The organism is Natronospirillum sp. (assembly GCF_022565775.1).
In the GTDB taxonomy this organism is placed as follows: domain Bacteria; phylum Pseudomonadota; class Gammaproteobacteria; order Pseudomonadales; family Natronospirillaceae; genus Natronospirillum.
Genome location: NZ_JAIUMC010000003.1, coordinates 1 through 23,226, shown reverse-complemented (window position 1 = coordinate 23,226; position 23,226 = coordinate 1). Strand labels below are relative to the sequence as shown.

Annotated in this window: 25 protein-coding genes and 1 other RNA gene; 16 read left to right on the top strand and 10 right to left on the bottom strand. The window is 58.1% G+C overall.

The window, feature by feature from the left end; all coding sequences use genetic code 11:
- Positions 1-31 precede the first annotated feature (31 nt).
- From LAT62_RS01680 to ffs, 9 genes are all read right to left on the bottom strand, one after another.
- Positions 32-703: a YEATS-associated helix-containing protein gene (locus LAT62_RS01680; protein ID WP_293377955.1), complete on the bottom strand. Its 672-nt coding sequence runs from the start codon at positions 701-703 to the stop codon at positions 32-34.
- A 6-nt stretch (positions 704-709) separates the two neighbouring features.
- Positions 710-1,114, bottom strand: a complete 405-nt coding sequence (locus LAT62_RS01675) for a hypothetical protein (RefSeq protein WP_293377952.1) — start codon at positions 1,112-1,114, stop codon at positions 710-712.
- The gene (locus tag LAT62_RS01670) at positions 1,114-1,551 is read right to left on the bottom strand and encodes a YcgN family cysteine cluster protein (RefSeq protein WP_293378120.1); all 438 of its coding nucleotides are present in this window, start codon (positions 1,549-1,551) and stop codon (positions 1,114-1,116) included. The genes LAT62_RS01675 and LAT62_RS01670 overlap by 1 nt, the downstream gene beginning before the upstream one ends.
- Before the next feature lie 5 nt (positions 1,552-1,556).
- Entirely contained in the window at positions 1,557-1,859 is a 303-nt protein-coding gene (locus tag LAT62_RS01665) for a YcgL domain-containing protein (RefSeq protein ID WP_293377949.1), read from the bottom strand.
- Entirely contained in the window at positions 1,856-3,016 is a 1,161-nt protein-coding gene (locus LAT62_RS01660; protein WP_293377946.1) for an HRDC domain-containing protein, read from the bottom strand. Before LAT62_RS01660 ends, LAT62_RS01665 begins: the two co-directional genes overlap by 4 nt.
- Positions 3,013-3,621, bottom strand: a complete 609-nt coding sequence (gene recR / locus LAT62_RS01655; RefSeq protein ID WP_367120514.1) for a recombination mediator RecR — start codon at positions 3,619-3,621, stop codon at positions 3,013-3,015. The genes LAT62_RS01660 and recR overlap by 4 nt, the downstream gene beginning before the upstream one ends.
- Positions 3,622-3,623: 2 nt before the next feature.
- Positions 3,624-3,950, bottom strand: a complete 327-nt coding sequence (locus LAT62_RS01650) for a YbaB/EbfC family nucleoid-associated protein (protein WP_293377943.1) — start codon at positions 3,948-3,950, stop codon at positions 3,624-3,626.
- A gap of 45 nt (positions 3,951-3,995) precedes the next feature.
- The gene (gene dnaX, locus LAT62_RS01645) at positions 3,996-5,927 is read right to left on the bottom strand and encodes a DNA polymerase III subunit gamma/tau (protein WP_293377940.1); all 1,932 of its coding nucleotides are present in this window, start codon (positions 5,925-5,927) and stop codon (positions 3,996-3,998) included.
- A gap of 149 nt (positions 5,928-6,076) precedes the next feature.
- Positions 6,077-6,173: signal recognition particle sRNA small type (ffs, locus tag LAT62_RS01640), an RNA gene on the bottom strand.
- A 210-nt stretch (positions 6,174-6,383) separates the two neighbouring features.
- Between ffs and LAT62_RS01635 the strand changes: the two genes are divergently transcribed.
- The 16 genes from LAT62_RS01635 to LAT62_RS01560 all read left to right on the top strand — a co-directional run bounded on the left by LAT62_RS01635 (position 6,384) and on the right by LAT62_RS01560 (position 22,570).
- Complete coding sequence (locus LAT62_RS01635; protein ID WP_293377937.1) at positions 6,384-7,340, top strand: DUF523 and DUF1722 domain-containing protein; 957 nt, start codon at positions 6,384-6,386, stop codon at positions 7,338-7,340.
- Positions 7,337-8,716: a deoxyribodipyrimidine photo-lyase gene (locus LAT62_RS01630; RefSeq protein ID WP_293377934.1), complete on the top strand. Its 1,380-nt coding sequence runs from the start codon at positions 7,337-7,339 to the stop codon at positions 8,714-8,716. The genes LAT62_RS01635 and LAT62_RS01630 overlap by 4 nt, the downstream gene beginning before the upstream one ends.
- A gap of 25 nt (positions 8,717-8,741) precedes the next feature.
- A complete protein-coding gene (locus LAT62_RS01625) occupies positions 8,742-9,164 on the top strand; it encodes a nuclear transport factor 2 family protein (protein ID WP_293377931.1) in 423 nt (140 codons plus the stop codon).
- Positions 9,165-9,175: 11 nt separating this feature from the next.
- Positions 9,176-9,985, top strand: coding sequence for an SDR family oxidoreductase (locus LAT62_RS01620; RefSeq protein ID WP_293377928.1), 810 nt, complete (start codon positions 9,176-9,178; stop codon positions 9,983-9,985).
- Positions 9,986-10,011: 26 nt separating this feature from the next.
- Positions 10,012-11,289 carry an NAD(P)/FAD-dependent oxidoreductase gene (locus LAT62_RS01615; protein WP_293377925.1) on the top strand — a complete coding sequence of 426 codons (1,278 nt, stop codon included), beginning with the start codon at positions 10,012-10,014 and terminating at the stop codon, positions 11,287-11,289.
- Positions 11,289-12,080, top strand: coding sequence for a DUF1365 domain-containing protein (locus tag LAT62_RS01610; protein WP_293377922.1), 792 nt, complete (start codon positions 11,289-11,291; stop codon positions 12,078-12,080). Before LAT62_RS01615 ends, LAT62_RS01610 begins: the two co-directional genes overlap by 1 nt.
- Positions 12,077-13,318 (top strand): cyclopropane-fatty-acyl-phospholipid synthase family protein, encoded by a 1,242-nt coding sequence (locus tag LAT62_RS01605; RefSeq protein ID WP_293377919.1) that lies wholly within the window; start codon positions 12,077-12,079, stop codon positions 13,316-13,318. Before LAT62_RS01610 ends, LAT62_RS01605 begins: the two co-directional genes overlap by 4 nt.
- An 8-nt stretch (positions 13,319-13,326) precedes the next feature.
- Positions 13,327-13,815, top strand: coding sequence for a DUF2878 family protein (locus LAT62_RS01600; RefSeq protein WP_293377916.1), 489 nt, complete (start codon positions 13,327-13,329; stop codon positions 13,813-13,815).
- A gap of 3 nt (positions 13,816-13,818) precedes the next feature.
- Complete coding sequence (locus tag LAT62_RS01595) at positions 13,819-14,535, top strand: hypothetical protein (RefSeq protein WP_293377913.1); 717 nt, start codon at positions 13,819-13,821, stop codon at positions 14,533-14,535.
- Complete coding sequence (locus tag LAT62_RS01590; RefSeq protein ID WP_293377910.1) at positions 14,532-14,852, top strand: hypothetical protein; 321 nt, start codon at positions 14,532-14,534, stop codon at positions 14,850-14,852. The genes LAT62_RS01595 and LAT62_RS01590 overlap by 4 nt, the downstream gene beginning before the upstream one ends.
- Before the next feature lie 149 nt (positions 14,853-15,001).
- Positions 15,002-17,092, top strand: coding sequence for an EAL domain-containing protein (locus tag LAT62_RS01585; protein WP_293377907.1), 2,091 nt, complete (start codon positions 15,002-15,004; stop codon positions 17,090-17,092).
- Positions 17,093-17,109: 17 nt separating this feature from the next.
- On the top strand, positions 17,110-17,757 hold the full coding sequence (gene queE / locus LAT62_RS01580; protein WP_293377904.1) for a 7-carboxy-7-deazaguanine synthase: 648 nt from the start codon (positions 17,110-17,112) through the stop codon (positions 17,755-17,757).
- A gap of 143 nt (positions 17,758-17,900) precedes the next feature.
- Entirely contained in the window at positions 17,901-20,492 is a 2,592-nt protein-coding gene (gene acnB / locus LAT62_RS01575; protein WP_293377901.1) for a bifunctional aconitate hydratase 2/2-methylisocitrate dehydratase, read from the top strand.
- Positions 20,493-20,611: 119 nt separating this feature from the next.
- Positions 20,612-20,977, top strand: a complete 366-nt coding sequence (locus LAT62_RS01570) for a response regulator (protein WP_293377898.1) — start codon at positions 20,612-20,614, stop codon at positions 20,975-20,977.
- Positions 20,974-21,606, top strand: a complete 633-nt coding sequence (locus LAT62_RS01565; RefSeq protein WP_293377895.1) for a histidine kinase — start codon at positions 20,974-20,976, stop codon at positions 21,604-21,606. Before LAT62_RS01570 ends, LAT62_RS01565 begins: the two co-directional genes overlap by 4 nt.
- Position 21,607: 1 nt before the next feature.
- A complete protein-coding gene (locus tag LAT62_RS01560; RefSeq protein ID WP_293377892.1) occupies positions 21,608-22,570 on the top strand; it encodes a diguanylate cyclase in 963 nt (320 codons plus the stop codon).
- 14 nt (positions 22,571-22,584) lie between these two features.
- On the opposite strand, the gene LAT62_RS01555 is transcribed toward LAT62_RS01560, so the two are convergent.
- Complete coding sequence (locus tag LAT62_RS01555; RefSeq protein WP_293377889.1) at positions 22,585-23,037, bottom strand: hypothetical protein; 453 nt, start codon at positions 23,035-23,037, stop codon at positions 22,585-22,587.
- Positions 23,038-23,226 lie beyond the last annotated feature (189 nt).

Sequence of the window (23,226 nt, the reverse complement as noted above, 5' to 3'; positions counted from 1 at the left end):
CTTTCTGGCGGGCAACTGCCCGAACAAGCTATCAGATAATCTGCTGCAGGAACCGGCGGCCCTGCTCTGTCACATACCAGCGCACACCCTTGACCCCATTGACTCGCCCCGCCATACCGCGGGAGACCAGTACATTGAGGGTTTTGGTGACCGTACCTTCGTCATGGTCGGTGTCCACGCAGAGACCGCGCAGCGAACGGAATATATATCGGCCACTGCCCAGACTCTTGAGCACATTGGTGCCGGTCACATCCACTTCATCGGCATCCGGTACGACGCCGTGATTGTCATCTTCCAGCGATTCATTCTCTGTCTCACTCTCGATCAGTGGACTCATCTGCAACTGGAAGTTGTGCATGTCCAGTTCCAGTTGCTCGGAGCGCTGCCGCGCATCGCGTGCCACCTGCATGATGCGGTCTGTGGTACTGATGATAAAAATCCGGGAGGCCAGTGCGGCGATCAGACAGAAGCCGGCAAACAACACCAGTTGCCCCGGGTCACCCTGACTCTGGTTGACCAGATCGCTGCCCAGCAGGCTGAGAATGACCGGCATCAGAAACGAGGCCGCGCCGCCCACCACCAGGCTGCGCGGCAGGCTGACAATTTCCGGGTCATGCTGGCCGTGCAGATAATAGTTAACCAGACCGCCAAACACGCCCGCCATCAGCATGACTGCAATCAGGACCAATACATGACTTGCCATTGTGCTCTACTCCTTAACCTCTGCGTTATTCTGTTGCTGCTCTGCTGTTGCAGGTTCTTTGTCTGTGTGACGCCTTGTCCAGCGCCAGCCAAACTCCAGTATTTCCTTGACCAACGTCACCACGGCGATGACCAGGATAACGGCCAGCAGTTGTTGCAGCTCCAGTAATGCATCATTCAGGCCAGTATCCATGAAGGCAAAAGCCCCCACAATGATAACCGGCGCGTAATAGACCTCGGGATCCGTGCCCTGCCATGGGACCACCAGTATTGCCAGGATAGTGGCGCGCAGGAAAAAGCGCATGTTGCGCCCCGGAACCCAGCGAATACCGATCCAGAGCAGCACATAGAGCAGCGTTCCGACTGCGGCGTAAACGCCCCATGCCAACAGGTAGCTTGTGTAATCTTCCATCAGTTCACCTTGAAAATGATGTGCTCTTCCCAGTCGTCTTCCGGCACGCTGTCATCCGGAAGGATAGGCCACTGCTGAACGGATTTCCCCTTTTTCAGCGTGGACAGCGGTTTTCCTGTACGCAGCGGATGCCATGACGGCAAGGGTTTGCCTTCATGCAGCACTCTATAGGCACAGGTATCCGGCAACCATTGCAGCTTGTCCAGATCATCCGGTGTCAGCCATATGCAACTCGGCACCTTCTGCTGGCGTTCACTGTATACCCGACATTGGCAGCGTTCGTCCAGATAGCGACAGACCAGACGCGTGTAGTATATGTCGCCAGTTTCGTCGTCTTCCAGTTTCTGCAGACAGCATTTGGCGCAACCGTCACACAGACTTTCCCATTCCTGGGCGGTCATTTCACGCAAGGTCTTGCGCTGCCAGAAAGGTCGCATATCAGTCACTGCAAATCCCGGTACCGATCCGACGTGTCCCGGTAGAGGTCCAGCATGTAGTCATCGCGACCCGGTGGCATCTGCAAGTAGAACCCCCGCTCAGCCAGTTCGGACAGGACCTTGGCAGCCTCGACACGAGCCAGTTTGCGCTCTGGCGTCAGCAGCATGCCCATGACCAGTTTCGGCTCACCGAAAAGCTTCTGCAGTTCATCCGGCACATCTGCAAGGCCGCGCGCCTTGATCACATAAAGGTACATATCAGCCTGTCGGGATGAGCGGTATATGCGCACCATCTGTCGTTCTGTCATGGCGCATGACCTGTCGCAGCAGAAGCTTGATGCAGTCGGTCTTCCAGGCGCTGTTCAAGCAGGCTGCCAAACAAGGCCCAGCGCCACCCCTGCCAGGCAGCGGGAACAAACTGCTCATTACCTTCAACCCGTTCCAACAGAAACCGCTCCAGGTCCCGTTTGCGCATCAGATATTCCCGTGGCAGACCCTGCTCGCGAGCCAGGTCCGTCAACACTGCCCGCAGTGACTGGAAATCATCCTGTCGATCACGGGGCAAGGGGCCCTGGATGGCTTCAGGGTAACGGCTCTTGTCGACGGTATGAGAAGCGCCAATCAGGTCCAGTATCCAGTCTGCTTCACGACGCAGTACACCAGGTCGAATTTCGGTCAGTTCGCTGATGCCCGCCACCGAATCTGGCCGCTTGCGCGCCAGCATGATCAGGTCCGGATCGCTGACCAGAGCTTTTCGGTTGACGTCCAGTTCCTGACACCGCGTTTCCCGACGCAATGCGAGTTGCTGCAGCAGCCAGAGCCGGTTGCCGGTCAGATCATAGCCCTGGCGCAAGTTGAGATAATACTGGTCGTCCGCACGGCTCAGTACCTTGCCGGCCAGCCAGGCACACTCAGCCTGCACCCAGTCGAGACGCTGCTGTTGGACCACTTCGTCGCGCAAGGCCGGATAGAGCTGGTGCAACCAACGCACGTCATTGGCCGCATAATCGCACTGACGATCGGTCAGCGGGCGCTGCAACCAGTTGCTGCGTGTCTGGTCCTTGGGGACATGCTCACCCAGGCGCGCCTCGACCAGGCGGGCATAGCCGACCGAGGCCTCGCCAGTGGTAAAGCCGAGCATCAGTTGGGTATCCATGACACCCCGTATCGGCTCACCGAGCAACCGGCCGAAAATCTCCAGATCTTCTTCGCCCGAGTGAAACACCTTTTCGGTTGTCGTGCTGAGCAGCAGCGGACGGAGGATGCTGGCCAGATCAGTCATCTCCAACGGATCCACCAGATAGATACCGGCAGTATCGGCAACCTGAATCAGCCCCAGCGCGGGATAATAGGTTCGTTCACGAAAAAACTCGGTGTCGATGGCAATGAAGGACTGCTGCTGCCAGCGCGCCACAGAGGCTGCCAGTTCCTGCTGATTGTCAATCCACTGGTAATCCCGACTCACTGATCACTCCCCTGTACCGGCGCTCTGCTGACGCGACTGGTCAGAGCAACAGCCAGTGTGGCCGGGTCGAGCCGGCTGAGATCATGGCCCATGGGAACCCCCTGAGCCAGCGTGGACAGCGCCACCTGATCACCCAGTTGGTCGGCGATATACTGGGCGGTTGCCTCGCCTTCCACCTGAGTACTGAGCGCCAGAATCACTTCACGGACATCGGGCCCGCGAGCTTGCTCGGTCAACTGCGGAATACCCAGTTCTTCCGGGCCAACACCTTCAAGGGGCGACAGGTGACCATTGAGCACGAAATAACGACCGGTATAACTGCCAGCCTGCTCTATGCGGTACAGATCATCCAGTGACTCCACCACACAGACTGTGGCCTGATCGCGCTCGCTGTCGGCACAGATGCCGCAGAGATCGTCAGCCGCCAGTTGGCGACACTGGCGACAGGGGCGCAACCGGGCAAGGGCCTCAGTGAGGCTGGTCGCCAGGGCATCGCCGGCCTGCCGGTCGCGCTGCAACAGATGCAGGGCCAGGCGGCGCGCGGTTTTTGGCCCGATGGTGGGCAGGCGGCGCAGGGCCGCTATCAACTGTTCAAGCGATTCCATTGTCAGAAAGGCATCTTGAAGCCGGGTGGCAGGTTCATGCCGGCTGTCATGCCGGACATCTTTGCCTGGGACTGCGTCTCGACCTTGCGCACCGCATCATTGACAGCGGCGGCGATCAGATCTTCCAGCATTTCCTTGTCATCACTCATCAGGGAATCATCAATTTCGACCTTGCGCACATCATGACGGCCGGTCATGGTCACCTTAACCATGCCCGCGCCTGACTCGCCGGACACTTCCATGTTGGCGATCTCTTCCTGCGCTTTCTGCATCTGCTCCTGCATCTGCTGGGCCTGCTTCATCAGGTCACCCATTCCACCTTTCATCATAATCGGCTCTCTCTCTGCTCGGCTGCGCCAAAGGTTGTCATGATCTCAACTGCGTTGCGCCGGTTCAATGGTATCCGCAAGCAACTCGGCATCAAATTCCCGCACCAGCGTCTGTACCACCTGATCCTGCTCGAGCGACTGTCTGGCCGCCGCATGGGCCTCTCGCCGCTCGCGCTGTTCCCGCTGATACAGGGTTTCTTCGAGCATATCACCAAATTCGATGTCCACCTGCACCACGGCGACATCCAGCGCCTGCAGCGCCTCTTCCACCCGGTGCCGGTAATTGTCCTCGTAGAGCTGCTGATAGTCGCCATCCACGCGCAGCATCAGATGGCCGTCGGCCATGTCGCGCACCACCGCATGACGCATCATGTTTTCTATCACGCCGGTCAATTCCAGCGCCGGGATCAGGTCGAGCCAGCAATCAGGCAGCGTATCCGGGTCCGCGACGACACTGTCCAGGGCTTTCAGGGTGGCGGCGGAAAACCGGGTTTCTGTTCCGTCCTGCCCTGAAGGGTCGCTGTCGCCACCTGTCCCGACAGGTTCCGACGGCCCAGGGTGCTGCTCTTCCAGCCAGGGTGGCGGTTCGGGTAAATCAGAGTGCTGTGGTGGCTCGCTGGCCACGGGTGCCGGTTCAGGCTCCAGGCCTGCTTCGGGTTCAATTGAATCGGTTTCCTGAGACGCTTCGGAAGCCGGTATTTCGCTGTCTTGCTGCTCAAGTTCTACAGCAGCCTGCTCGGGTGCCGCGGGCGCTCCGCCTCCCGGCTCAGGCTCCGCCTCAGCGGTCTCTGGCTGTTTTGGCACCTCCGCTGAGGGCTCTTCCTGCAAGCCCGCCGAAGGCTCCTGTGACGGTTCATCCTGTCCGTGGTCGGGTAACGGCGGTGGTGTCGATGTGGGCTTGTCCGGCGAGAAGGCCAGCATACGCAACAACGCCATTTCGAAGCCCTGCCGCGGTTCGGGGGCCGCATCGAGGTCCCGGTGGGCCTGCAGGCCCAACTGATAATAAAGCTGTATGTCTTCGGGGGCGAAAGCTTCAGCCAGCGTCTGCAGCGCCTCATGGTGGGTCGGAGCCTGATAGCTCGGCGCCAGCTGCAGAACAGTCAGACGATGCAGCATGGCCAGAAGGTCGGCCATCATGGCCTGCCAGTCCGGCGTATACTCCGCCATTCTGTCCACCGCTGCCAGCAGGCTCTGCGCATCCTGCCGACACAGTGCTTCGATCAACGACAGCACCTGGCGGGTATCCACTGTACCGAGCATTTCCGCTACTTCCGTTTCCCGAATCCGGCCCTGGCCATAAGCCACAGCCTGATCGGTCAGGCTCAGCGCATCACGCATGCTGCCCTGGGCCGCTTTGCCCAGGTGCAGCAGCGCCGCTGGTTCGAAGTCCACCTGTTCCCGTCGCAACACCTCTTCGAGGTGGCCAACCACCATATCCGGAGTCATGCTTTTCAGGTTGAACTGCAGACAGCGGGACAGGACTGTTACCGGGAGCTTTTGCGGGTCAGTGGTCGCGAGCAGAAACTTGACGTGCGGTGGGGGTTCTTCGAGCGTCTTCAACAGCGCATTGAAGCTGTGATTGGACAGCATGTGCACCTCATCGATCAGGTACACCTTGAAGCGACCGCGAGTCGGCGCATATTGCACATTGTCTAGCAGTTCGCGGGTATCTTCGACCTTGGTGCGCGACGCGGCGTCCACTTCAATCAAGTCGATAAAGCGGTTTTCGGCAATCTCTCGACAAGAGGAGCAAACACCGCAGGGTGTCGAGCTGACACCCTCTTCACAATTGAGGCTTTTGGCGAACAGGCGGGCAATGGTGGTTTTGCCTACACCCCGGGTGCCGGTAAACAGATAGGCATGATGCAGGCGGTCTTGATCCAGCGCGTTGACCAGTGCCTTGAGCACATGCCGTTGCCCCACCATTTCATTGAACTGCTGTGGCCGCCATTTTCGGGCCAGAACCTGATAGCTCATGCGTATCCGCTATAACCTGTACATAGTCCCGATATGCTAACCGCTCCACGCAACCAGTACCAGACAAACAGCCCGGTGTCCCTGGAGACCGTCACGACTTCGCGACAGAGGGTCAAAGCGCAATTTTCGGGGGCTGGAAATGGAGATGGCCCACTCAGCCACACTCCGGCACATGACGTCACCACTACCGTTGCTCCCTTCCGGGCCTGGCGGGGTTCGTGGATAGTCATTGCGGAGGGACCAAGCGGGCCACCACAACAGGGCGCGAATCATAACCGCTGGGGCCGACCGGCTCAAGGGGGGGCGATAGAAATCACTGCGTCAATACAACTTCATTGCGACCCGTCCGTCCGAACCGGAAAACCGGTACAACTCGCTGAACCAGCCGCAGCCCTCTGACGTATATTCCGGATATGCTTCAAGTACAGACTGACTGCACAGACAGGGAGATTCTAGATGACCGGGAATGCCGACCGTCCCCGCGTGGCAATCAGCGCTTGCCTGATGGGGGAGGAGGTTCGCTACAACGGGGGCCACAAACGTCACCGCTGGGTTACCGATGTCCTGGGCGAGTTCGTTGACCTGCGCCCACTCTGCCCGGAATTCGAAATCGGTATGGGGGTACCCAGAGAGCCGATACGCCTGGTCAACCATGACGGCGCCGTGCACGCCGAGACTCAGGATGGCGAGAATGACTATACCGCCCCGTTGGCTGCGCTCGCTGACGACTATCGGACGGAGGCGGCCCGGTGGGACGGCATCATACTGATGCAGGGGTCTCCCAGTTGCGGGCTCTTTCGCGTCAAGCTCTACAATGAGCGGGGCTTTCCGACTGACAGCACTGCCGGTATTTTTGCCGGCCGCCTGCGTAAACAGACGCCCCTGTTGCCCATGGAGGAGGCCGGGAGGCTGAATGACAGTCATCTGCGGGAAAACTTCCTGACCCGTGTGTTCATGCAACAAAGGTGGCGACAGGCCGATCCCGGTCAGTCAGCCGCGGCACTTGTCGACTTTCACAGTCGGAGCAAATACCTGATCATGGCGCACTCCTATCCGACTTATCAGGCGTTGGGCAAACTGCTCTCTGATCTCTCGAACAAGGATATCCGTAAGGTTGCCAGTGATTATCAGCATCAGGTCGCGGAGGCACTGGCCCGGCCAGCCTCGCGCGGCCAGGTTGCCAACGCGCTGCAGCACCTGCAGGGTTATGTCAGGGACAGGGTGAGCAGTGACCACCGACAGTCCCTGCGGGCCGTGATCGACAAATACCAGGACGGTCTGGTGCCCATGATCGTGCCCCTCACACTGCTGCAGCATCACATTGACACCGCATGGGAAGAAGACAGCTATGTGCGTCGGCAATTTTTCCTCACGCCTTATCCCGAAGCACTCGGACTGAGGAACCAGATATGACACTGATATGGTTACGCACCAGCCTGCGGGTTCTGGACAACCCGATATGGCAGTACTCGGGTGCTCTTGATCAGGGTGCTGCCGATACAACCCTGATTTTGACCCCCGCGCTTGAGCAATACCGACAGCATGGGTATGGCGAGCGCAAGCTGGACCTGCTACGCACTCAGCAGAAGGCCTTCGCGGAATGGGCCAGGGCTTCCGGTATCCGGGTGCATTGGCTAGAGGCGGACACCTACCGGGCCGCCGCTGAACAGGTGCTGCAGGTCGCCCATGACAAAGGGGCCGCTGTGTTGCTTGCCGATCGCGAATATGGCCTCAATGAACGACGGCGCGACGCCTGGCTGGGCAAGCGGCTGAATGCACAAGGCATTGACTTCACTCTGGTCGATGACCGGCTGACCTACCCACCTGAAACGGTGCTCAACGGCCAGGGGCAGCCCTATCGCGTGTTCACCGCCTTCAAGAAGGCATGGCGCCAGCGCTGGTCGGAACACCCAGTGCCGCCTTTTGCGAGCCCTGCCTGGGCAGGGCCGCTGCCGGAACCGGAGCAGGAAGCCATTGCGGCGCTGCAACGCTATGTGGCGTCGGAGCAACAGCGCTATGAAGAGGTCAGAAATGACCTCGGACGACCCGTTGTCAGCGGCCTCTCCCCCGCCATTGCCAATGGTCTGCTGACTACCCGCCAGGCCTTTGCAGAGACAGCAGCCCAGGCCACAGGTTCAGGGGAACAGCCTGGTGCCGACAAGTGGCTCGACGAGTGGATCTGGCGCGAGTTCTTCTATGCAGTCGGCTACCACTTTCCAGATGTCTATCTCCATCGAGGCCTGCAGGCCTGGACGGATCTAGTACGCTGGGACAAGGATCACAAGAAGCTGCAGGCCTGGCAGCAGGGCCGCACAGGCTATCCTGTGGTGGATGCCGCCATGCGCCAACTCGCCGCCACCGGGCGCATGCCCAATAGGGCCCGGATGTTCACTGCCGCCTTCCTTAGCAAGGACCTGTTGCTCGACTGGCGGCTGGGCGAGGCCTGGTTTCTGGACCAGTTGCTGGATGCCGACTTTGCGGTCAATAACGGCAACTGGCAGTGGGGTGCCAGTACCGGTGTCGATGCGGCGCCCTATTTCCGCATTTTCAATCCACTGCGCCAGGCCCAGCGCTTCGATCCTGATGGCGACTATGTCAGGCAATGGGTGCCTGAGCTGGCCCACCTCGAAGGGGCTGCCATCCTGGATCCTTCACCCCTGGAGCGCGAGGCGGCGGGTTATCCTCCGCCCCTGGTGATCCACAAGGAAGCTGCCGAACGTACCAAAGCGGCCTTCAAAGCGGCGAAAGAGCAGAATGCTCATCTGCCGGAAGACGCGGACTATTCCTGACACCGTTATGGAGCCACCAGCTGACATGATCGAACATATCCAGAACACCTATCAGTCGATCAATGCCGACAGTCTGAAGGCCGGTATTCTGCGTGAATTGTATACCGAAGATGCCGAATTCATTGATCCGTTTCACCACATGCAGGGGCTGCCAACCCTGGAGGCCTATTTCACCCGCCTCTATCGCAATGTCCGTAAGATCGAATTCAGTTATGGCGATGCGGTGTCCGAAGGGTCGCATATCTTCATGGCGTGGAGCATGACGGTCGAGCATCCCAGGCTGAAAAATGGCCGTCCCGTTCAAGTAGAGGGCACCACCCATTTCATAACCCGAGATGGCCTGGTGTGTCTGCACCGTGACTATTTCGACGCCGGTGAAATGCTGTACGAAAACCTGCCGTTGATCGGTCGCCTGGTCAATGCCATCAAACAACGCATGGGACAATAGGAGCGGCAAGCATGGGATTATCTGTCTGGCTGGTCGGCGCTTCCACCGGCATCGGGTACCATCTGGCCCGGGAACTGGCAGCAGAGCTGGCACCGGAAGCGGGCCACCTCTTCATCAGTGCCCGCTCTGCCGACAAGCTGCAGGCGCTGGCCGACGACATCAACAAGAGCTTCCCCAAGGTCAGCGTGACGGTGCTGCCTCTGGACATTACCGATGCCCCGGCGCGTGATTCGGCATTGCAGCAGATTGCCGACACCACCGGCAGTCTCGACTGGTTGGTGCTCAATGCAGGCACCTGCGAATACATAGACATGGACCGCGACGACAACGACCTGGACATGTATGACCGTGTTCTGGACACCAACTTTCACGGTCCGGTCCGGCTTTTTCATGCCGCTCTGCCTCTGCTGCGCAAGGGACGAGACCCCAGGCTGGTCGGCATCAGCTCCAGTGTGACCTTCTCGCCCCTGCCCAGAGCCCAGGCTTACGGCGCCTCAAAGGCGGCCTTCACCTATTGGCTGGGCACCATGGCCGCTGATCTGAAACCTTTGGGGATAAGAGTGCAGGTAGTGTCACCCGGCTTTGTCGACACGCCGCTGACTCGGCGCAACGACTTCAAGATGCCCTTCCTGCTGTCCGCAGAAGACGCGGGCAAACGTATTCGTAAAGGCATCCGACGCCAACAGGCCCATATTCACTTTCCCAAACGGTTTACTCTGGGCCTGCGCCTGTTCGGGCTTCTGCCGTTGGGCTGGCAATACGCCCTGAACAGCAAGCTCAGCCGAAATGCAGCCAAAGCCAAAAGCCGCAGCGCTGACTAAATCAACCCGGGCTCAAAGGAGACAGTATGCGGCAGAAGGTCGCCATTATCGGCAGTGGTATTTCAGGACTGACAACAGCCTGGCTGTTGCACAAGGACCATGACATCACTGTGTATGAAGCCAACGATTACATCGGCGGCCACACCAATACTGAAGACGTGGAAGCGGGCGGTCGGAGCTGGCCCGTCAATACCGGCTTCATCGTGTTCAATGACTGGACCTATCCCAATTTTCAGCGCCTGATCGCCCAGTTGGGCGATGTTGAAGACCAGAAGACCCGCATGAGTTTCTCAGTGAAATGTGAACAGACCGGTCTCGAATACTGCGGCAGTTCGATCGGTGCCCTGTTTGCGCAGAAGCGCAACTGGTTCAACCCCAGATTCTATCGCATGGTCCGGCAGATTCTTCGCTTCAACCGTCATTGTCTGGAGCTGGTCGATCGGGGCGATGTGCCACCGGACATGACTCTGGGCGAGTTCTTCCAGCGCCATGGCTACAGCGACTGGTTTGTGAGCAAATATATCGTACCCATGGGTGCTGCCATCTGGTCATCCGGAGAAGAGGACATGATGCGCTTCCCGGCGTTGTTCTTTATCCGCTTTTTCCGCAATCACGGGCTGCTGTCGGTCAAGAACCGTCCGCAGTGGCGCACCTTGGTTGGCGGGTCACGCAGCTATGTCGAACCCATTACCCGTGGCTTCGCCGACCGTATCCGCTTGAGCACGCCGGTGCAGCGCGTAGAGCGCACCTCGGCGGATCAGGGGGGCGTGACCATCGTGACGGAAAGCGGGCAGGAGGTTCACGACCGTGTGGTGTTCGCCTGCCACTCGGACCAGGCCCTGGCCCTGCTGGCCGAGCCCACCAAAAACGAGCAGGCTGTACTGGGCGCCCTGCCCTACACAGAGAACGATGTCGTTCTGCATACCGACGCCCGGCTGTTGCCCAAACGACACAAGGCCTGGGCGGCCTGGAACTACCACATTCCGACAGCGGCGCAGAGCCCTGTCTCGGTGACCTACAACATGAACATATTACAGAATTTCGACGATGCGCCGGAAACCTTCTGTGTTACGCTGAATTACACAGGTGCAATTGCAGAGGACCGCATCATCAAACGCTTCCGGTATAGCCACCCGGTGTTCACGCCCGAGGGCATGCAGGCCCAGGCCAGGTTCCACGAAATCAGCAATCAGAACAACACCCACTACTGTGGGGCCTACTGGTTCAACGGCTTTCATGAGGATGGTGTAAACAGCGCGCTGCGGGTCGGCCGGGATTTCGGTATTGACTGGCAGGCCACCTGATGTCCCTGAAAAGTGGTCTCTACACAGGCACTGTCACCCATCGCCGCTGGCGCCCCAAGGCGCATCAGTTGAGTTACCGCGTCTACATGGTCTATACCGACCTGGCAGAATTGGATGACATTGCAGCCATGCATCCGCTGTGGAGCCATGGCCGGCGCAATCTCTCCTGGTTCCGTCGCGCCGACTACCTTGGTGACCCGAATGTACCGCTGCGTGAAGCCCTGTTGGACCTGATGGAAACACGCACCGGCTACAGACCTGCCGGTGCGGTTCGCATGCTGACCCAATGGCGCACCTGGGGTGTCGGCTTCAGTCCTGTGACCTTCTATTATCTGTTCGACTCCGATGATGATGAAATCCCGCTGGCCATCATCCCCGAAGTGACCAACACCCCCTGGAAAGACCGCTATCAGTACATTCTGACTACCCGACCGTTGACGGGTGCTGTGGCGACGCAAGGCTATGAAAAGTCGATGTGGCAGTTCGAGCTGGAAAAGCAGTTTCATGTCAGCCCCTTCTTTCCGATGGACCACCATTACCGCTGGCAATTCGGAGTGCCTGGAGAGTCCCTGCGTATGCATTTGCAAAATGACGACGCTGAGGGCCGTATTTTCGTCGCATCCATGGCCCTTGAGCGCCTGGAGGTGAACCGGAGAAACCTCAGCCGCGTACTTCGACAATACCCCCTGATGACCTGGACAGTGGTCTGGGGAATCCACCTCAATGCATTAAAGCTGTGGTTGAAACGGGTGCCCTACTTTCCGCACCCCCCTGGAGGAGTTAAAAAATGAGAATGACTGGAGACCGGGCAGTTGCTGCCGAATCAGTCCCCGGCCTTTGGCGACGGCTCATGTTCAGGGCCCTGAATCATATTCAGGATGGCTATCTGGTGATCGAAGAAAACGGAGAAACCTGGGGCTTCGGTGACCCTGCCAGCGACTGCAGGGCTACCGTCGAAATTCGCGACCCTGCTGTGTACAAGGAATTTGTACTGGGCGGCGGCATTGGCGCTGCCGAGGCCTATGTGCTCAAGCTCTGGGATTCCCATGACCTGACCCGAGTGGTGCAGGTGTTCGCGCGCAATCTCAAGACTCTGGAGCGCAAAGGCCCACTGTCTGCCATGCGACGCCTGATGTCTTTGCTGGACCACCGGTTCAACCGCAACACCATCAATCAGGCGCGCGAGAACATCTCGTCGCATTACGATCTGGGCAACGAACTGTTCGAACGCTTCCTCGACGCCAGCATGATGTACTCCTCGGCTATGTACCCCAGCCCTGAAGCGACGCTGGAAGACGCTCAGACATTCCGCCTGCACCGCATCTGTCAGAAACTGGACCTGAAACCGGGTGATCACCTGCTGGAAATAGGTACCGGTTGGGGTGGCATGGCCGAATTTGCAGCTCGCCACTATGGCTGCAGGGTGACCACCACCACGATTTCAAGCGAACAGTTCAACTATGCCCAGGAGCGCATCAGGGAAGCCGGTCTCGAAGACAGGGTTACCCTGCTGATGCAGGACTATCGCAAACTGGATGGCCAGTACGACAAGATTGTCTCTCTTGAGATGATCGAGGCTGTTGGACACGAGTATCTGTCGACCTACTTCGCCAAGTGCAACGACCTGCTGCGCCCGGAAGGTGCCATGCTGCTGCAGGCGATCACCATCGCCGATCAGCGCTACGACTACTACCGCAAGCATGTCGACTTTATCCAGAAATACATTTTTCCGGGCGGCCATCTGCCCAGCGTGGCTCGCATCACGCAGGAAGTGAGCCGTGTGACAGACATGACAGTCCGCCACCTGGAAGACTTCGGCGATCACTATGCGCGCACGCTGCGTGACTGGCAGACACGCTTCAATCGGAGCTCGGAACAACTGATGGCCCAGGGCTATGATGAAACTTTTCAGCGCCTGTGGCAGTACTACTTCGCTTACTGCGAGGGCGGGTTCAGGGAATGCAACATCGGTGTGGCGCAGTTGATCCTGTCAAAACCACAGAATCGCCGGTCATCGATCCTGCCATGAAGCCCTGGATGCACGCTGTCATCTATCAGACCACCTGGTTCATCACTGTACTGGCGGGCAACCTCTGGTCCCTGCTTTGGGCGCTGCCTTTGCTGAGTACCATTGTCTGGCGGCAGGCACCCATGGCGCTTGCTTTCATCGGCCTGGTCACGGTATTGGGTTATGGCGCCGACCTGACACTGCAGGCGGTGGGCCTGGTGACCTTCAATGAGAATTCACTGCTGGGACCACTCTGGCTGCTGGTGCTCTGGGTGTCATTCGCCAATGTGATCTGGCATCTGCTGCACAAGATTCCAGGACTCTTGCTGCCCGCCCTGCTGGGCGCCATCTCCGGTCCGCTTTCATATTATGGCGGCGCTGTGCTCGGCGCTGCAGAACCCCTTTCGACAGCGGGCATCATAGCGTTTTCTATCTGGTGGGCCGTTGCATTCCCGGCCTTCATTACCCTGCGCCGACACTGGCCTCCAAACCTGAGACGGCAGATCAAAAGGATTTGAATCATGCGTTTTATCACAGCCACTCTGCTTGCCACCTGCCTGCTGCTGGTCGCTGGGCCTGTCTTTGCCAACTGGACCATCCGCGGTGAAGCCTTCGACCCGGACACCGGCGACCTCGACTATATCGAACTGCACTACCTGACCTTCGAAGACGATCGTATCGTAGAGCGCCGGGTTGATTATGAACGCCCGGATGGCGAGCGGTTTGCACGCAAGGTGCTGCGCTATGACACCGGCTTGCCTTATGTGCCCTCACTCGACTGGGAGGATCTGGAAGCAGACACCCGGATTACGGGAAGACTGAACGGGGGACGTTATGAACAGCGCATCCTGGATCCGCAGCGCGACGAGACAGAAAGGGCACGACTGTCCAATCCGGAACAGGTGGTGTTTGACGCCGCGTTCGACCAGTATATCGCAGACAATTTCGACCAGTTGCTTGAACAGGGCCGGCTGGACTTTGATTTTCTGTCACTGAGTGCCGGGCGCACCTACAGTTTCCGCATTGAAGAGTCGGCTCAGGAAGACGGCAGGCTGGTGTTGGACGTCGGACTGTCGTCGGCGTTGCTGCGCTGGTTTGTCGACGATCTTGAACTGGAGTATGACCTGGAGTCCCGGCGCCTGCTGCGCTTCTCGGGCATTACCAACTTCCGGCGCGACGGCGACCTGGTGAACTCCGACATCTTCTATGAGTATGCCAACGATCCGGAGGAGCGATGACCCGTCAATCCCGCCACACCGCCGTCAGAGTTTTTCTGCTGGTTGCCGGCCTCGCCTTCCTCGGGCAGATTATCTATGCCTCGCTGCAAGTCAGTCTGTTTGAACAGGGGCCGTTGCTGACCGGTCTTGTCTGGGGGCAGGTCACACTGGTCGACCTGTATCTGGGCTTTATTGTAGCGCTGCTTCTGCTCTGGCACCTGGAGCCGAAGCGCCTCTATGTGTTGGTATTCGGACTGCTCTTCCTGTTTCTCGGCAACTGGCTACTGTGCTGGTATTTGGCCTGGCGTTGGCCACAGTTGCGCGGGCTGAGTCGATAAAATTTGTCACAAAAAGCATTTCATCTTGGTGCAGTCCCCTTCGTGAGCATAATTTGAACAGCGTTCCAAACAAGCAAAGAGGTTGCACCACTTGCCAAGGGTCTTCTAAAGTACAAGACAACTTGTAGTAAAGGCCCTTGTGCCCACTCATGATTTTCCGCCATCGCATAGCGTTCAAACTGGCTGTCAGCGCCGTCGCTATAGCGCTCCTTGTGAGTGCCCTCTTTGGTGTGGTTCAGGTCTGGTCTGACTACAGCAGTGAACGGGACAACACCCATTCAGTGGTAGAACAACTGCTCAATGCCTATGAGCCGGCGGCTCAACGGGCCATTCACAACCTGGATGAACGGCTCGCCAGCGAAGTGACCAGTGGGCTGCTCACCTATCCCTTTCTGGTCAGTGCGGAAATACAGGACGAACTGGGCAACCAATTGGGCTACTCCGAACGTGTACCCGGAAAAATTCGTTCCAGTTGGGCTCTGGAGCGGCTCACTGACAGGCTTTCCGAAACCCGCTACCCCATTGCCATAACCGGTGCTGCAGAACAGGGCTATCTGATCCTTGAAGTGGATCACCACAAGGCTCTGCAGCCGGTTGTCGATCGTACCGGCGAAACCCTCACCATCGCGACTTTGCGCGCCATCACTCTGGTGGGGCTCTTTTTCCTGGTCTATCACTGGCAGGTCACTCGCCCCCTGATTGCGCTGAGCCAGCAGTTCCGAGATATGGACCCGTCCAAACCGACAGGCATCAAACTTCAAGCGGGCCGCTCGCATCAGGAAGATGAGCTGGGTGACCTGGCCAACAGCGCGCAACGATTTGTCGTTACCGTACAGCGGCTCCTGCTGGAGCGCGACGTGGCCGAACAGGAACTGCGCCGATCCTCGGAACGCATTCAATACCTGGCTTTTCATGACCCGTTGACGGACCTGCCCAACCGCAACCGAATGCTGGAAAACCTGGACGCTGCGATTGTGTCGGCGCGCGAGCAAGACCAATTCTGTGTCTTGATGTTCGTGGATCTGGATAACTTCAAGACCATCAATGATTCGCTCGGACACCCTGCCGGCGATCACATCCTGCGCCAGGTTGCTGCGCGTCTGCAGCGGCAGGTCGGCGAAAAAGACAGCCTGGCCCGCATGGGCGGAGATGAATTCGTGCTCTGCCTGTGCAACATTGCCAGCAGCCAGAAAGAGGCGTTGCAGGTAGCAGAAGCCCGGGCCGTCTTCGTCCGCCAGGCGCTGTCGGTGCCAATCTGGTTTCAGGGACATCGCCTGACGCTGTCGGCCAGTGTGGGCATTGCGCTGTTCCCGGATGGCAATCTGCAGCCCTCCGACCTGATCCGCAATGCAGATATCGCCATGTATGCGGCCAAAACCCAGGGCAAGAACACACATGAGCTGTTCCAGCAACACATGACGGATGAAGCCAGTCGGCGCATGCTGCTGGAAAATGATCTGCGCACAGCGCTTGATGAAGAGCAGTTTTTTCTGGTCTATCAACCTCAGATAGAGATGGAAACCGGTGCACTGATGGGTGTCGAAGCATTGATTCGCTGGCGCCACCCGACGCGCGGTACCGTGTCACCCATGGCCTTTATTCCGGCCCTCGAAGCGACCGGCCTGATCAAGGGCGTTGGTGAATGGGTGCTGCAGGAGGCCTGCAAGACAGTGCGTTACTGGAAAGACCATGGGCTCTGGCAGGATCACATGCAGATCGGCATCAATGTCAGTGCCAATCAGTTCCAGGATGCCAATCTGATTCACAGTGTTGATGCGGCACTGCAGAGAGCGGGAATTCCCGGGCGATCCGTCGACCTGGAAATTACGGAAAGCATGCTGATCGAATCCATTGACGATACCATCGAGCGCATGCGCAGTATGCGGGAACTGGGTATCACCTTCTCGATTGACGATTTCGGCACCGGATATTCCTCGCTGGCCTACCTCAAGCAGCTGCCGGTCGATGTGATCAAGATCGACCAGAGCTTTATACAGGACATCATCAATGACCCCAGCGATGCGGCCATAGTGGAGGCAATCATTGCAGTCGCCGGACACCTCGGACTGACCACGATTGCCGAAGGTGTGGAAAAGCAGGACCAACTCGAATTCCTCAGCAAGGCAGGCTGCCAGCGCTATCAGGGATATCTGTACTCCCCTCCCCTGGTGCGTGATGATATCAACGACATGCTGGCCAGCCACAAGACCGGATCCGGCAGTTCTTCAGGTTCGGCTTAAGCGAGCGGCACTCACCCATGTACCATATCAAGGAAATGTTCTACACCCTGCAGGGCGAAGGCGCACACAGCGGCCGTCCGGCCGTCTTCTGTCGCTTTACCGGCTGCAACCTCTGGTCTGGTCGCGAAGCTGATCGTGCCACAGCAGTCTGTACCTTCTGCGATACCGATTTTGTCGGCACTGACGGGCAAAACGGAGGTCGTTTCAAGGCCGCCGACCTATTGGCAGACCGCATCGCCAGCCTATGGCCCGATGCCGTCAAGGGGGAGCCCTATGTGGTCTGTACCGGCGGAGAGCCACTGCTGCAACTGGATGCACCGCTGATTCAGGCTCTGCATGACAGACACTTCTCGGTTGGGGTAGAAACCAATGGCACTGTGCCGGCGCCTGAGGGTGTCGACTGGCTCTGTCTGTCACCCAAGGGCAACAGCCGGATCGTTCTGACGCACTGTGACGAACTCAAACTGGTGTTTCCACAGCCGGAAGCACCACCGGAGCGGTTTGCCGCACTGCCTGCAACCCACTACTACCTGTCGCCAATGAACCCGGTCGACGGTACGATAGCCACAGACTCGAATGCTGTGCAGGCTGCCGTGCGCTACTGCCTGGATAATCCGCAATGGCGGTTGACCCTGCAGAGCCACAAGTTGCTTGGCATTGACTGACCCGACAGACCCTTTATTCATCCAGGCTATAATGACCATTCACGGCGCTTATACCCTTTGTGGGTTAACTTGAGGGCGCGAATCCACTACACTTGCGCCGATTTTCGCCTGCGAATCAACGCATCGACAGTGGAGAGATCATCGTGCTGCAAGCCTACCGCAATCACGTCGCCGAACGTGAACAACTCGGCATTCCCGCCAAGCCCCTCACCCCGGAACAGGTCACCGAACTGGTTGAACTGTTGCGTAATCCGCCGGCCGGCGAAGAAGATTTTCTCCTCGAACTGCTGACCGAGCGCGTGCCTCCGGGCGTTGACGAGTCTGCCTACGTCAAGGCCGGCTTTCTATCGGCTCTGGCACGCGGCGAGACCAACTGTCCCCTGATCGACCGCCGACGCGCTGTTGAGCTTCTGGGCACCATGGTCGGCGGTTACAATATCGCCACACTGGTGGAGTTGCTCGATGACGACACACTGGGCGAACTGGCCGCCAAGCAACTGAAAAGCACACTGCTGGTTTTTGATGCGTTCCATGATGTGGCCGAAAAAGCCGATGCCGGCAATGCCAATGCAAAAGCAGTGATGCAGAGCTGGGCTGATGCGGAATGGTTTCTCAACAGAAAGGCACTGCCGGAAAAGGTTACCGTCACCGCATTCAAGGTCACCGGCGAAACCAATACTGACGACCTGTCCCCTGCCCAAGACGCCTGGTCACGCCCGGACATCCCCTTGCACGCCCTGGCCATGTACAAGATGGCCCGTGATGGCGTGGCACCCGACAAGGCCGGAGAGATCGGGCCCTTGTCCACCATCGAAAAGCTGAAAGAGAAAGGCCACCCCGTGGCCCTGGTCGGTGACGTGGTCGGCACCGGCTCCTCGCGCAAGTCCGCCACCAACTCGGTACTGTGGCACACCGGCGACGACATCCCCTTTGTACCCAACAAGCGCAGCGGCGGATTTGTTCTGGGCAGCAAGATTGCCCCCATCTTCTTCAACACCATGGAAGACGCCGGCGCCCTGCCCATCGAAGTGGATGTCGACGGCATTGAAACGGGTGATGTGATCGACGTCTATCCCTATGCCGGCAAGGTCGAGAAGAATGGCGAAGTCATTGCCGAGTTCAGTCTCAAGACGGATGTGCTGCTGGACGAAGTGCGTGCCGGTGGCCGCATTCCGCTGATCATCGGTCGTGGACTGACCGACCGCGCCCGCGAACATATGGGCCTGCCTGTCTCAGACGTCTTCCGTCGTCCGGCGGCGATCCAGGACAGCTCTGCCGGCTATACGCTGGCACAGAAGATGGTCGGCAAGGCCTGTGGTCTGGAGGGCGTACGTCCGAACCAGTACTGCGAACCGCGCATGACCACAGTGGGTTCGCAGGACACCACCGGCCCCATGACCCGGGACGAACTGAAAGACCTCGCCTGCCTGGGCTTCTCGACTGACCTGGTCATGCAGTCGTTCTGTCATACCGCGGCCTACCCCAAGCCGGTCGATATCGACACCCAGCACAGCCTGCCGGATTTCATTATGAACCGCGGCGGTGTCTCTTTGCGTCCGGGTGACGGCATCATCCATTCCTGGCTCAATCGCATGCTGCTGCCCGATACGGTAGGCACCGGTGGTGATTCCCACACACGTTTCCCGATGGGCATTTCCTTCCCTGCGGGTTCCGGCCTGGTGGCCTTCGCGGCCGCGACCGGTGTCATGCCGCTGGATATGCCGGAAAGCGTTCTGGTGCGGTTCACCGGCAAGCGCCAGCCCGGCGTGACCTTGCGTGATCTGGTCCATGCCATCCCCTACTACGGCATTCAGAACAAACTGCTGACCGTCGAGAAGAAAGGCAAGATCAACGAATTCTCCGGCCGCATTCTCGAGATAGAAGGTCTGGAAGAACTGACTGTCGAGCAGGCCTTCGAACTGTCCGATGCGTCTGCCGAGCGCTCTGCTGCCGGCTGTACCATTACCCTGAGCGAAGACTCTGTTGCCGAGTATCTGCGTTCCAACATCGTCATGCTGCGCTGGATGATTTCCAACGGCTATGGTGACTCACGTACCCTGGAGCGCCGCGCCAAGGCGATGGAAGAGTGGCTGGCCAATCCGCATCTGATGCGGGCCGACAAGGATGCCCAGTATGCCCACGTGCTGGAGATCGACATGTCGGAGATCAAGGAGCCCATCCTGTGTGCGCCGAATGATCCGGATGACGCCCGCCTGCTGTCTGACGTTCAGGGCGATAACATTGACGAGGTGTTTATCGGCTCCTGCATGACCAACATTGGTCATTTCCGCGCTGCCGGCAAGTTGCTGGAGCAGCACAATGGCACGCTGAATACCCGTCTCTGGGTGTCACCACCCACCAAGATGGATCAGCACCTGCTGATGGAAGAAGGCTACTACAACATCTACGGGCGAGCCGGTGCGCGCACCGAAATGCCGGGCTGCTCTCTGTGCATGGGCAACCAGGCGCGGGTAGCGGCCAACTCGACTGTGGTCTCCACCTCCACGCGGAACTTCCCGAACCGTCTGGGTGATGGGGCTGATGTGTATCTGGCCTCTGCCGAACTGGCCGCCATCGCTTCCATTCTTGGTAAACTGCCCTCTCCGACGGAATACCTTGAATATGCAGGTCGCATCGACAGCATGGCCGGCGAGATCTATCGGTACATGAACTTCGACCAGATGCCGGAGTTTGTTGATGCCGCGTCTTCCGTGATTGCGACGGATGCGGCCTGAGAACCGCTGTTTATCGGGTCTGAAAGCGTGACCTCCAAAAAAAGCCCTGCACAAGCAGGGCTTTTTTGTGCACAATGGTTGTGTGATCAGCAGTAATAAAAAAAGAAGACCAACACATTATGGCCATTCCTGTACTCATTTGTGACGACTCAAGTTTTGCGCGCAAGCAGATGGCTCGAGCTCTGCCCAAAGACTGGGACACTGAAATCACCTACGCGGCCAACGGCGAAGAAGCGCTGACTGCCATTCGGGCCGGTAAAGGTGAAGTCACTTTTCTCGACCTGACCATGCCAGTGATGGACGGATATGCCGTTCTGGAAACAATTCGCAAGGAAGATCTGCCCACCGTCACCATAGTCGTGTCCGGCGATGTGCAGCCTGAAGCCCTGGCACGAGTGCAGAAACTGGGGGCCATTGAATTCATAAAAAAACCAATTGATCCGGATAAGACCCGGACTGTACTCACACAGTATGGCTTGCTATGAAACCGGAAGCGATCAGGGCTGAGCCGATTGTGCTCAGTGACATTCAGCGCGACTGCTATCAGGAGATAGCCAACGTCGCCATGGGTCAGGCTGCCGACCTGCTGGCTCGCCTGCTCAATGTCTTTGTGGAACTGCCCATACCCCAGGTCAACCTGTTCGAGATCACAGACCTGCATATGGCGCTGCAGTCACTTGATCAAGAAGAAGCTGCTTCAGCGGTTTGCCAGGGCTTTGCCGGTGATGGCATCACCGGAGAAGCCCTGATCATCTTCAATGACTCCAACTTCGACGATATTGCCCGGTTGATGAATTACACCGGAGAGCATTCGGAGGCCATGCATGTCGAGTTGCTGATGGATGTGGCGAACATTCTCATTGGTGCCTTTCTCAAAGGCCTGGCGGAGCAATTGGACCTGGCTTTCAGCCAGGGACACCCCGCGGTATTGGGTCAGCACAAACCCATTCGCGATCTGCTGCGCCCGACCCATCAGTCATGGCACCAGACACTGGCTATCGAAATCATCTATGCACTGGAGAACCACCCGGTCAATTGCGACCTGTTGCTGCTCTTTACCGAAGATTCCATAGAAGTTATGAACAAAAAAATCGCCTACCTGTTGGAAGATTGATATGACGGATCCACAGACGCTGCGCGACTTTCACTGGATGCTGGAGATACTACAGACCATTGATGTGGGTCTGGTCGTCATCGACGATGAATACCGTATTCAGTCTTGGAATGCGTTTATGGAGAATCATTCCGGCAGACGGGCTCATACGGTCAAGGCAAAGAACCTGTACGACGTGTTTCCCGAGCTCCCCAAAGAATGGTTCAGCCAGAAGGTGGAAACCGTCAGGCAGTTGAACATTCGCGCCTTCACCACCTGGGAGCAACGCCCCTATCTGGTTCGCTTTCGCACCTACCATCCGATCACCAGTACCGCGGAACACATGTATCAGAACAGCATGCTGTACCCGCTTATGGATACCAAGGGCAGCGTCAGTTTTGTGGCCATAGTGATCTTCGATGTGACCGATATTGCCACCAGCAAGCTAGCGCTGCAACAGGCCAACAGTGAACTCGCCCGCCTGAGCAGAACCGATGCGCTGACCCAGTTGTTCAACAGAGGTTTCTGGCAGGAATGCCTGTATCGCGAAATGCAGCGCTCCCGCCGTCACGGCCACACCGCAAGCCTGATCATATTCGATGTCGATCACTTCAAGCCGGTCAATGATACACATGGCCATACTGTCGGCGATGAAGTGCTGCGACACCTGGGTCGCGAAACCCGGAAGAATGTGCGCGAAACCGACATTGCGGGCCGCTATGGGGGTGAAGAATTCGGGGTTATCCTGCCGGAAACCAGTGCCGCCGAAGCTCTGGTTTTTGCCGAGCGTTTCCGCAAGCTCATAGCCAGCCAGACCATTCAGGCTGAAGGGGTAGAGCTGTCCATTACGCTCAGCCTCGGTATTGCCGAAATCGACGAGAACATGAAGCAGGTGGAAGAGTGGATTTCAGCCGCCGATGCCGCCCTCTATGTATCCAAAGATGAAGGCCGAAACCGCGTGACGGTCAGCAGCCAAAACAGATAGAACAACCTTGCCCCCTACCTCACCTGCCCGAGCCAACACTCAACCTCGGATTCCGACAGAACTTCCTGCGTCACCAGTACCAGCCTGGAGGGCGCAAACTTCAGCACGTAATCCGCCTGCTCGACCAGCCCCTCGAAACATTCTTCAAACAGGTCTTCAGAATAGCCCTGAGGGCGCTGCCTGCTCAGTTCCAGGGCCAGGTTGCGGCATTCGGATTGCAAAGGGTCTGGTTTTCCGTCAATACAAGCCTGTGACGACGCGGGGAACGGATACACCAGACGCAGACCGTCGGGAATATCCTCCTGCAGCTTGCCCGCCTGATCGTGGCAGATATCAACAAACGGCATCCGGTGCTCGACATCAGGCGCACTGTTCAGATAGCCGCTGAGATACGTGCGCACACGAAACCGCTGCAGAAGATCCAGAACACTGGCTAATTCAGGTACAGGCAGGCTGGGGTACGTCATTCTCACCCGGAACCGACTACGATAGACAGACTTCAAGCATAGCAGCCAGAAGCCGTCTGGGTATCGAATCGATCAAAAAAGGTGACGACTGTGACACACTTCAAGAAAATGAGTGCGTTTGTAACTGGAAGGAAATTGGTCGGGCATGCAGGATTTGAACCTGCGACCCTCGCCACCCCATGACGATGC

Excerpts from the sequence above, each read along its gene's own strand:
- LAT62_RS01680 (WP_293377955.1), bottom strand. The coding sequence starts at position 703 with ATGGCAAGTCATGTATTGGTCCTGATTGCAGTCATGCTGATGGCGGGC.
- LAT62_RS01675 (WP_293377952.1), bottom strand. The coding sequence starts at position 1,114 with ATGGAAGATTACACAAGCTACCTGTTGGCATGGGGCGTTTACGCCGCA.
- LAT62_RS01670 (WP_293378120.1), bottom strand. The coding sequence starts at position 1,551 with ATGCGACCTTTCTGGCAGCGCAAGACCTTGCGTGAAATGACCGCCCAG.
- LAT62_RS01665 (WP_293377949.1), bottom strand. The coding sequence starts at position 1,859 with ATGACAGAACGACAGATGGTGCGCATATACCGCTCATCCCGACAGGCT.
- recR (WP_367120514.1), bottom strand. The coding sequence starts at position 3,621 with ATGGAATCGCTTGAACAGTTGATAGCGGCCCTGCGCCGCCTGCCCACC.
- LAT62_RS01650 (WP_293377943.1), bottom strand. The coding sequence starts at position 3,950 with ATGATGAAAGGTGGAATGGGTGACCTGATGAAGCAGGCCCAGCAGATG.
- dnaX (WP_293377940.1), bottom strand. The coding sequence starts at position 5,927 with ATGAGCTATCAGGTTCTGGCCCGAAAATGGCGGCCACAGCAGTTCAAT.
- LAT62_RS01635 (WP_293377937.1), top strand. The coding sequence starts at position 6,384 with ATGACCGGGAATGCCGACCGTCCCCGCGTGGCAATCAGCGCTTGCCTG.
- LAT62_RS01630 (WP_293377934.1), top strand. The coding sequence starts at position 7,337 with ATGACACTGATATGGTTACGCACCAGCCTGCGGGTTCTGGACAACCCG.
- LAT62_RS01625 (WP_293377931.1), top strand. The coding sequence starts at position 8,742 with ATGATCGAACATATCCAGAACACCTATCAGTCGATCAATGCCGACAGT.
- LAT62_RS01620 (WP_293377928.1), top strand. The coding sequence starts at position 9,176 with ATGGGATTATCTGTCTGGCTGGTCGGCGCTTCCACCGGCATCGGGTAC.
- LAT62_RS01615 (WP_293377925.1), top strand. The coding sequence starts at position 10,012 with ATGCGGCAGAAGGTCGCCATTATCGGCAGTGGTATTTCAGGACTGACA.
- LAT62_RS01610 (WP_293377922.1), top strand. The coding sequence starts at position 11,289 with ATGTCCCTGAAAAGTGGTCTCTACACAGGCACTGTCACCCATCGCCGC.
- LAT62_RS01605 (WP_293377919.1), top strand. The coding sequence starts at position 12,077 with ATGAGAATGACTGGAGACCGGGCAGTTGCTGCCGAATCAGTCCCCGGC.
- LAT62_RS01600 (WP_293377916.1), top strand. The coding sequence starts at position 13,327 with ATGCACGCTGTCATCTATCAGACCACCTGGTTCATCACTGTACTGGCG.
- LAT62_RS01595 (WP_293377913.1), top strand. The coding sequence starts at position 13,819 with ATGCGTTTTATCACAGCCACTCTGCTTGCCACCTGCCTGCTGCTGGTC.
- LAT62_RS01590 (WP_293377910.1), top strand. The coding sequence starts at position 14,532 with ATGACCCGTCAATCCCGCCACACCGCCGTCAGAGTTTTTCTGCTGGTT.
- LAT62_RS01585 (WP_293377907.1), top strand. The coding sequence starts at position 15,002 with ATGATTTTCCGCCATCGCATAGCGTTCAAACTGGCTGTCAGCGCCGTC.
- queE (WP_293377904.1), top strand. The coding sequence starts at position 17,110 with ATGTACCATATCAAGGAAATGTTCTACACCCTGCAGGGCGAAGGCGCA.
- LAT62_RS01570 (WP_293377898.1), top strand. The coding sequence starts at position 20,612 with ATGGCCATTCCTGTACTCATTTGTGACGACTCAAGTTTTGCGCGCAAG.
- LAT62_RS01565 (WP_293377895.1), top strand. The coding sequence starts at position 20,974 with ATGAAACCGGAAGCGATCAGGGCTGAGCCGATTGTGCTCAGTGACATT.
- LAT62_RS01560 (WP_293377892.1), top strand. The coding sequence starts at position 21,608 with ATGACGGATCCACAGACGCTGCGCGACTTTCACTGGATGCTGGAGATA.
- LAT62_RS01555 (WP_293377889.1), bottom strand. The coding sequence starts at position 23,037 with ATGACGTACCCCAGCCTGCCTGTACCTGAATTAGCCAGTGTTCTGGAT.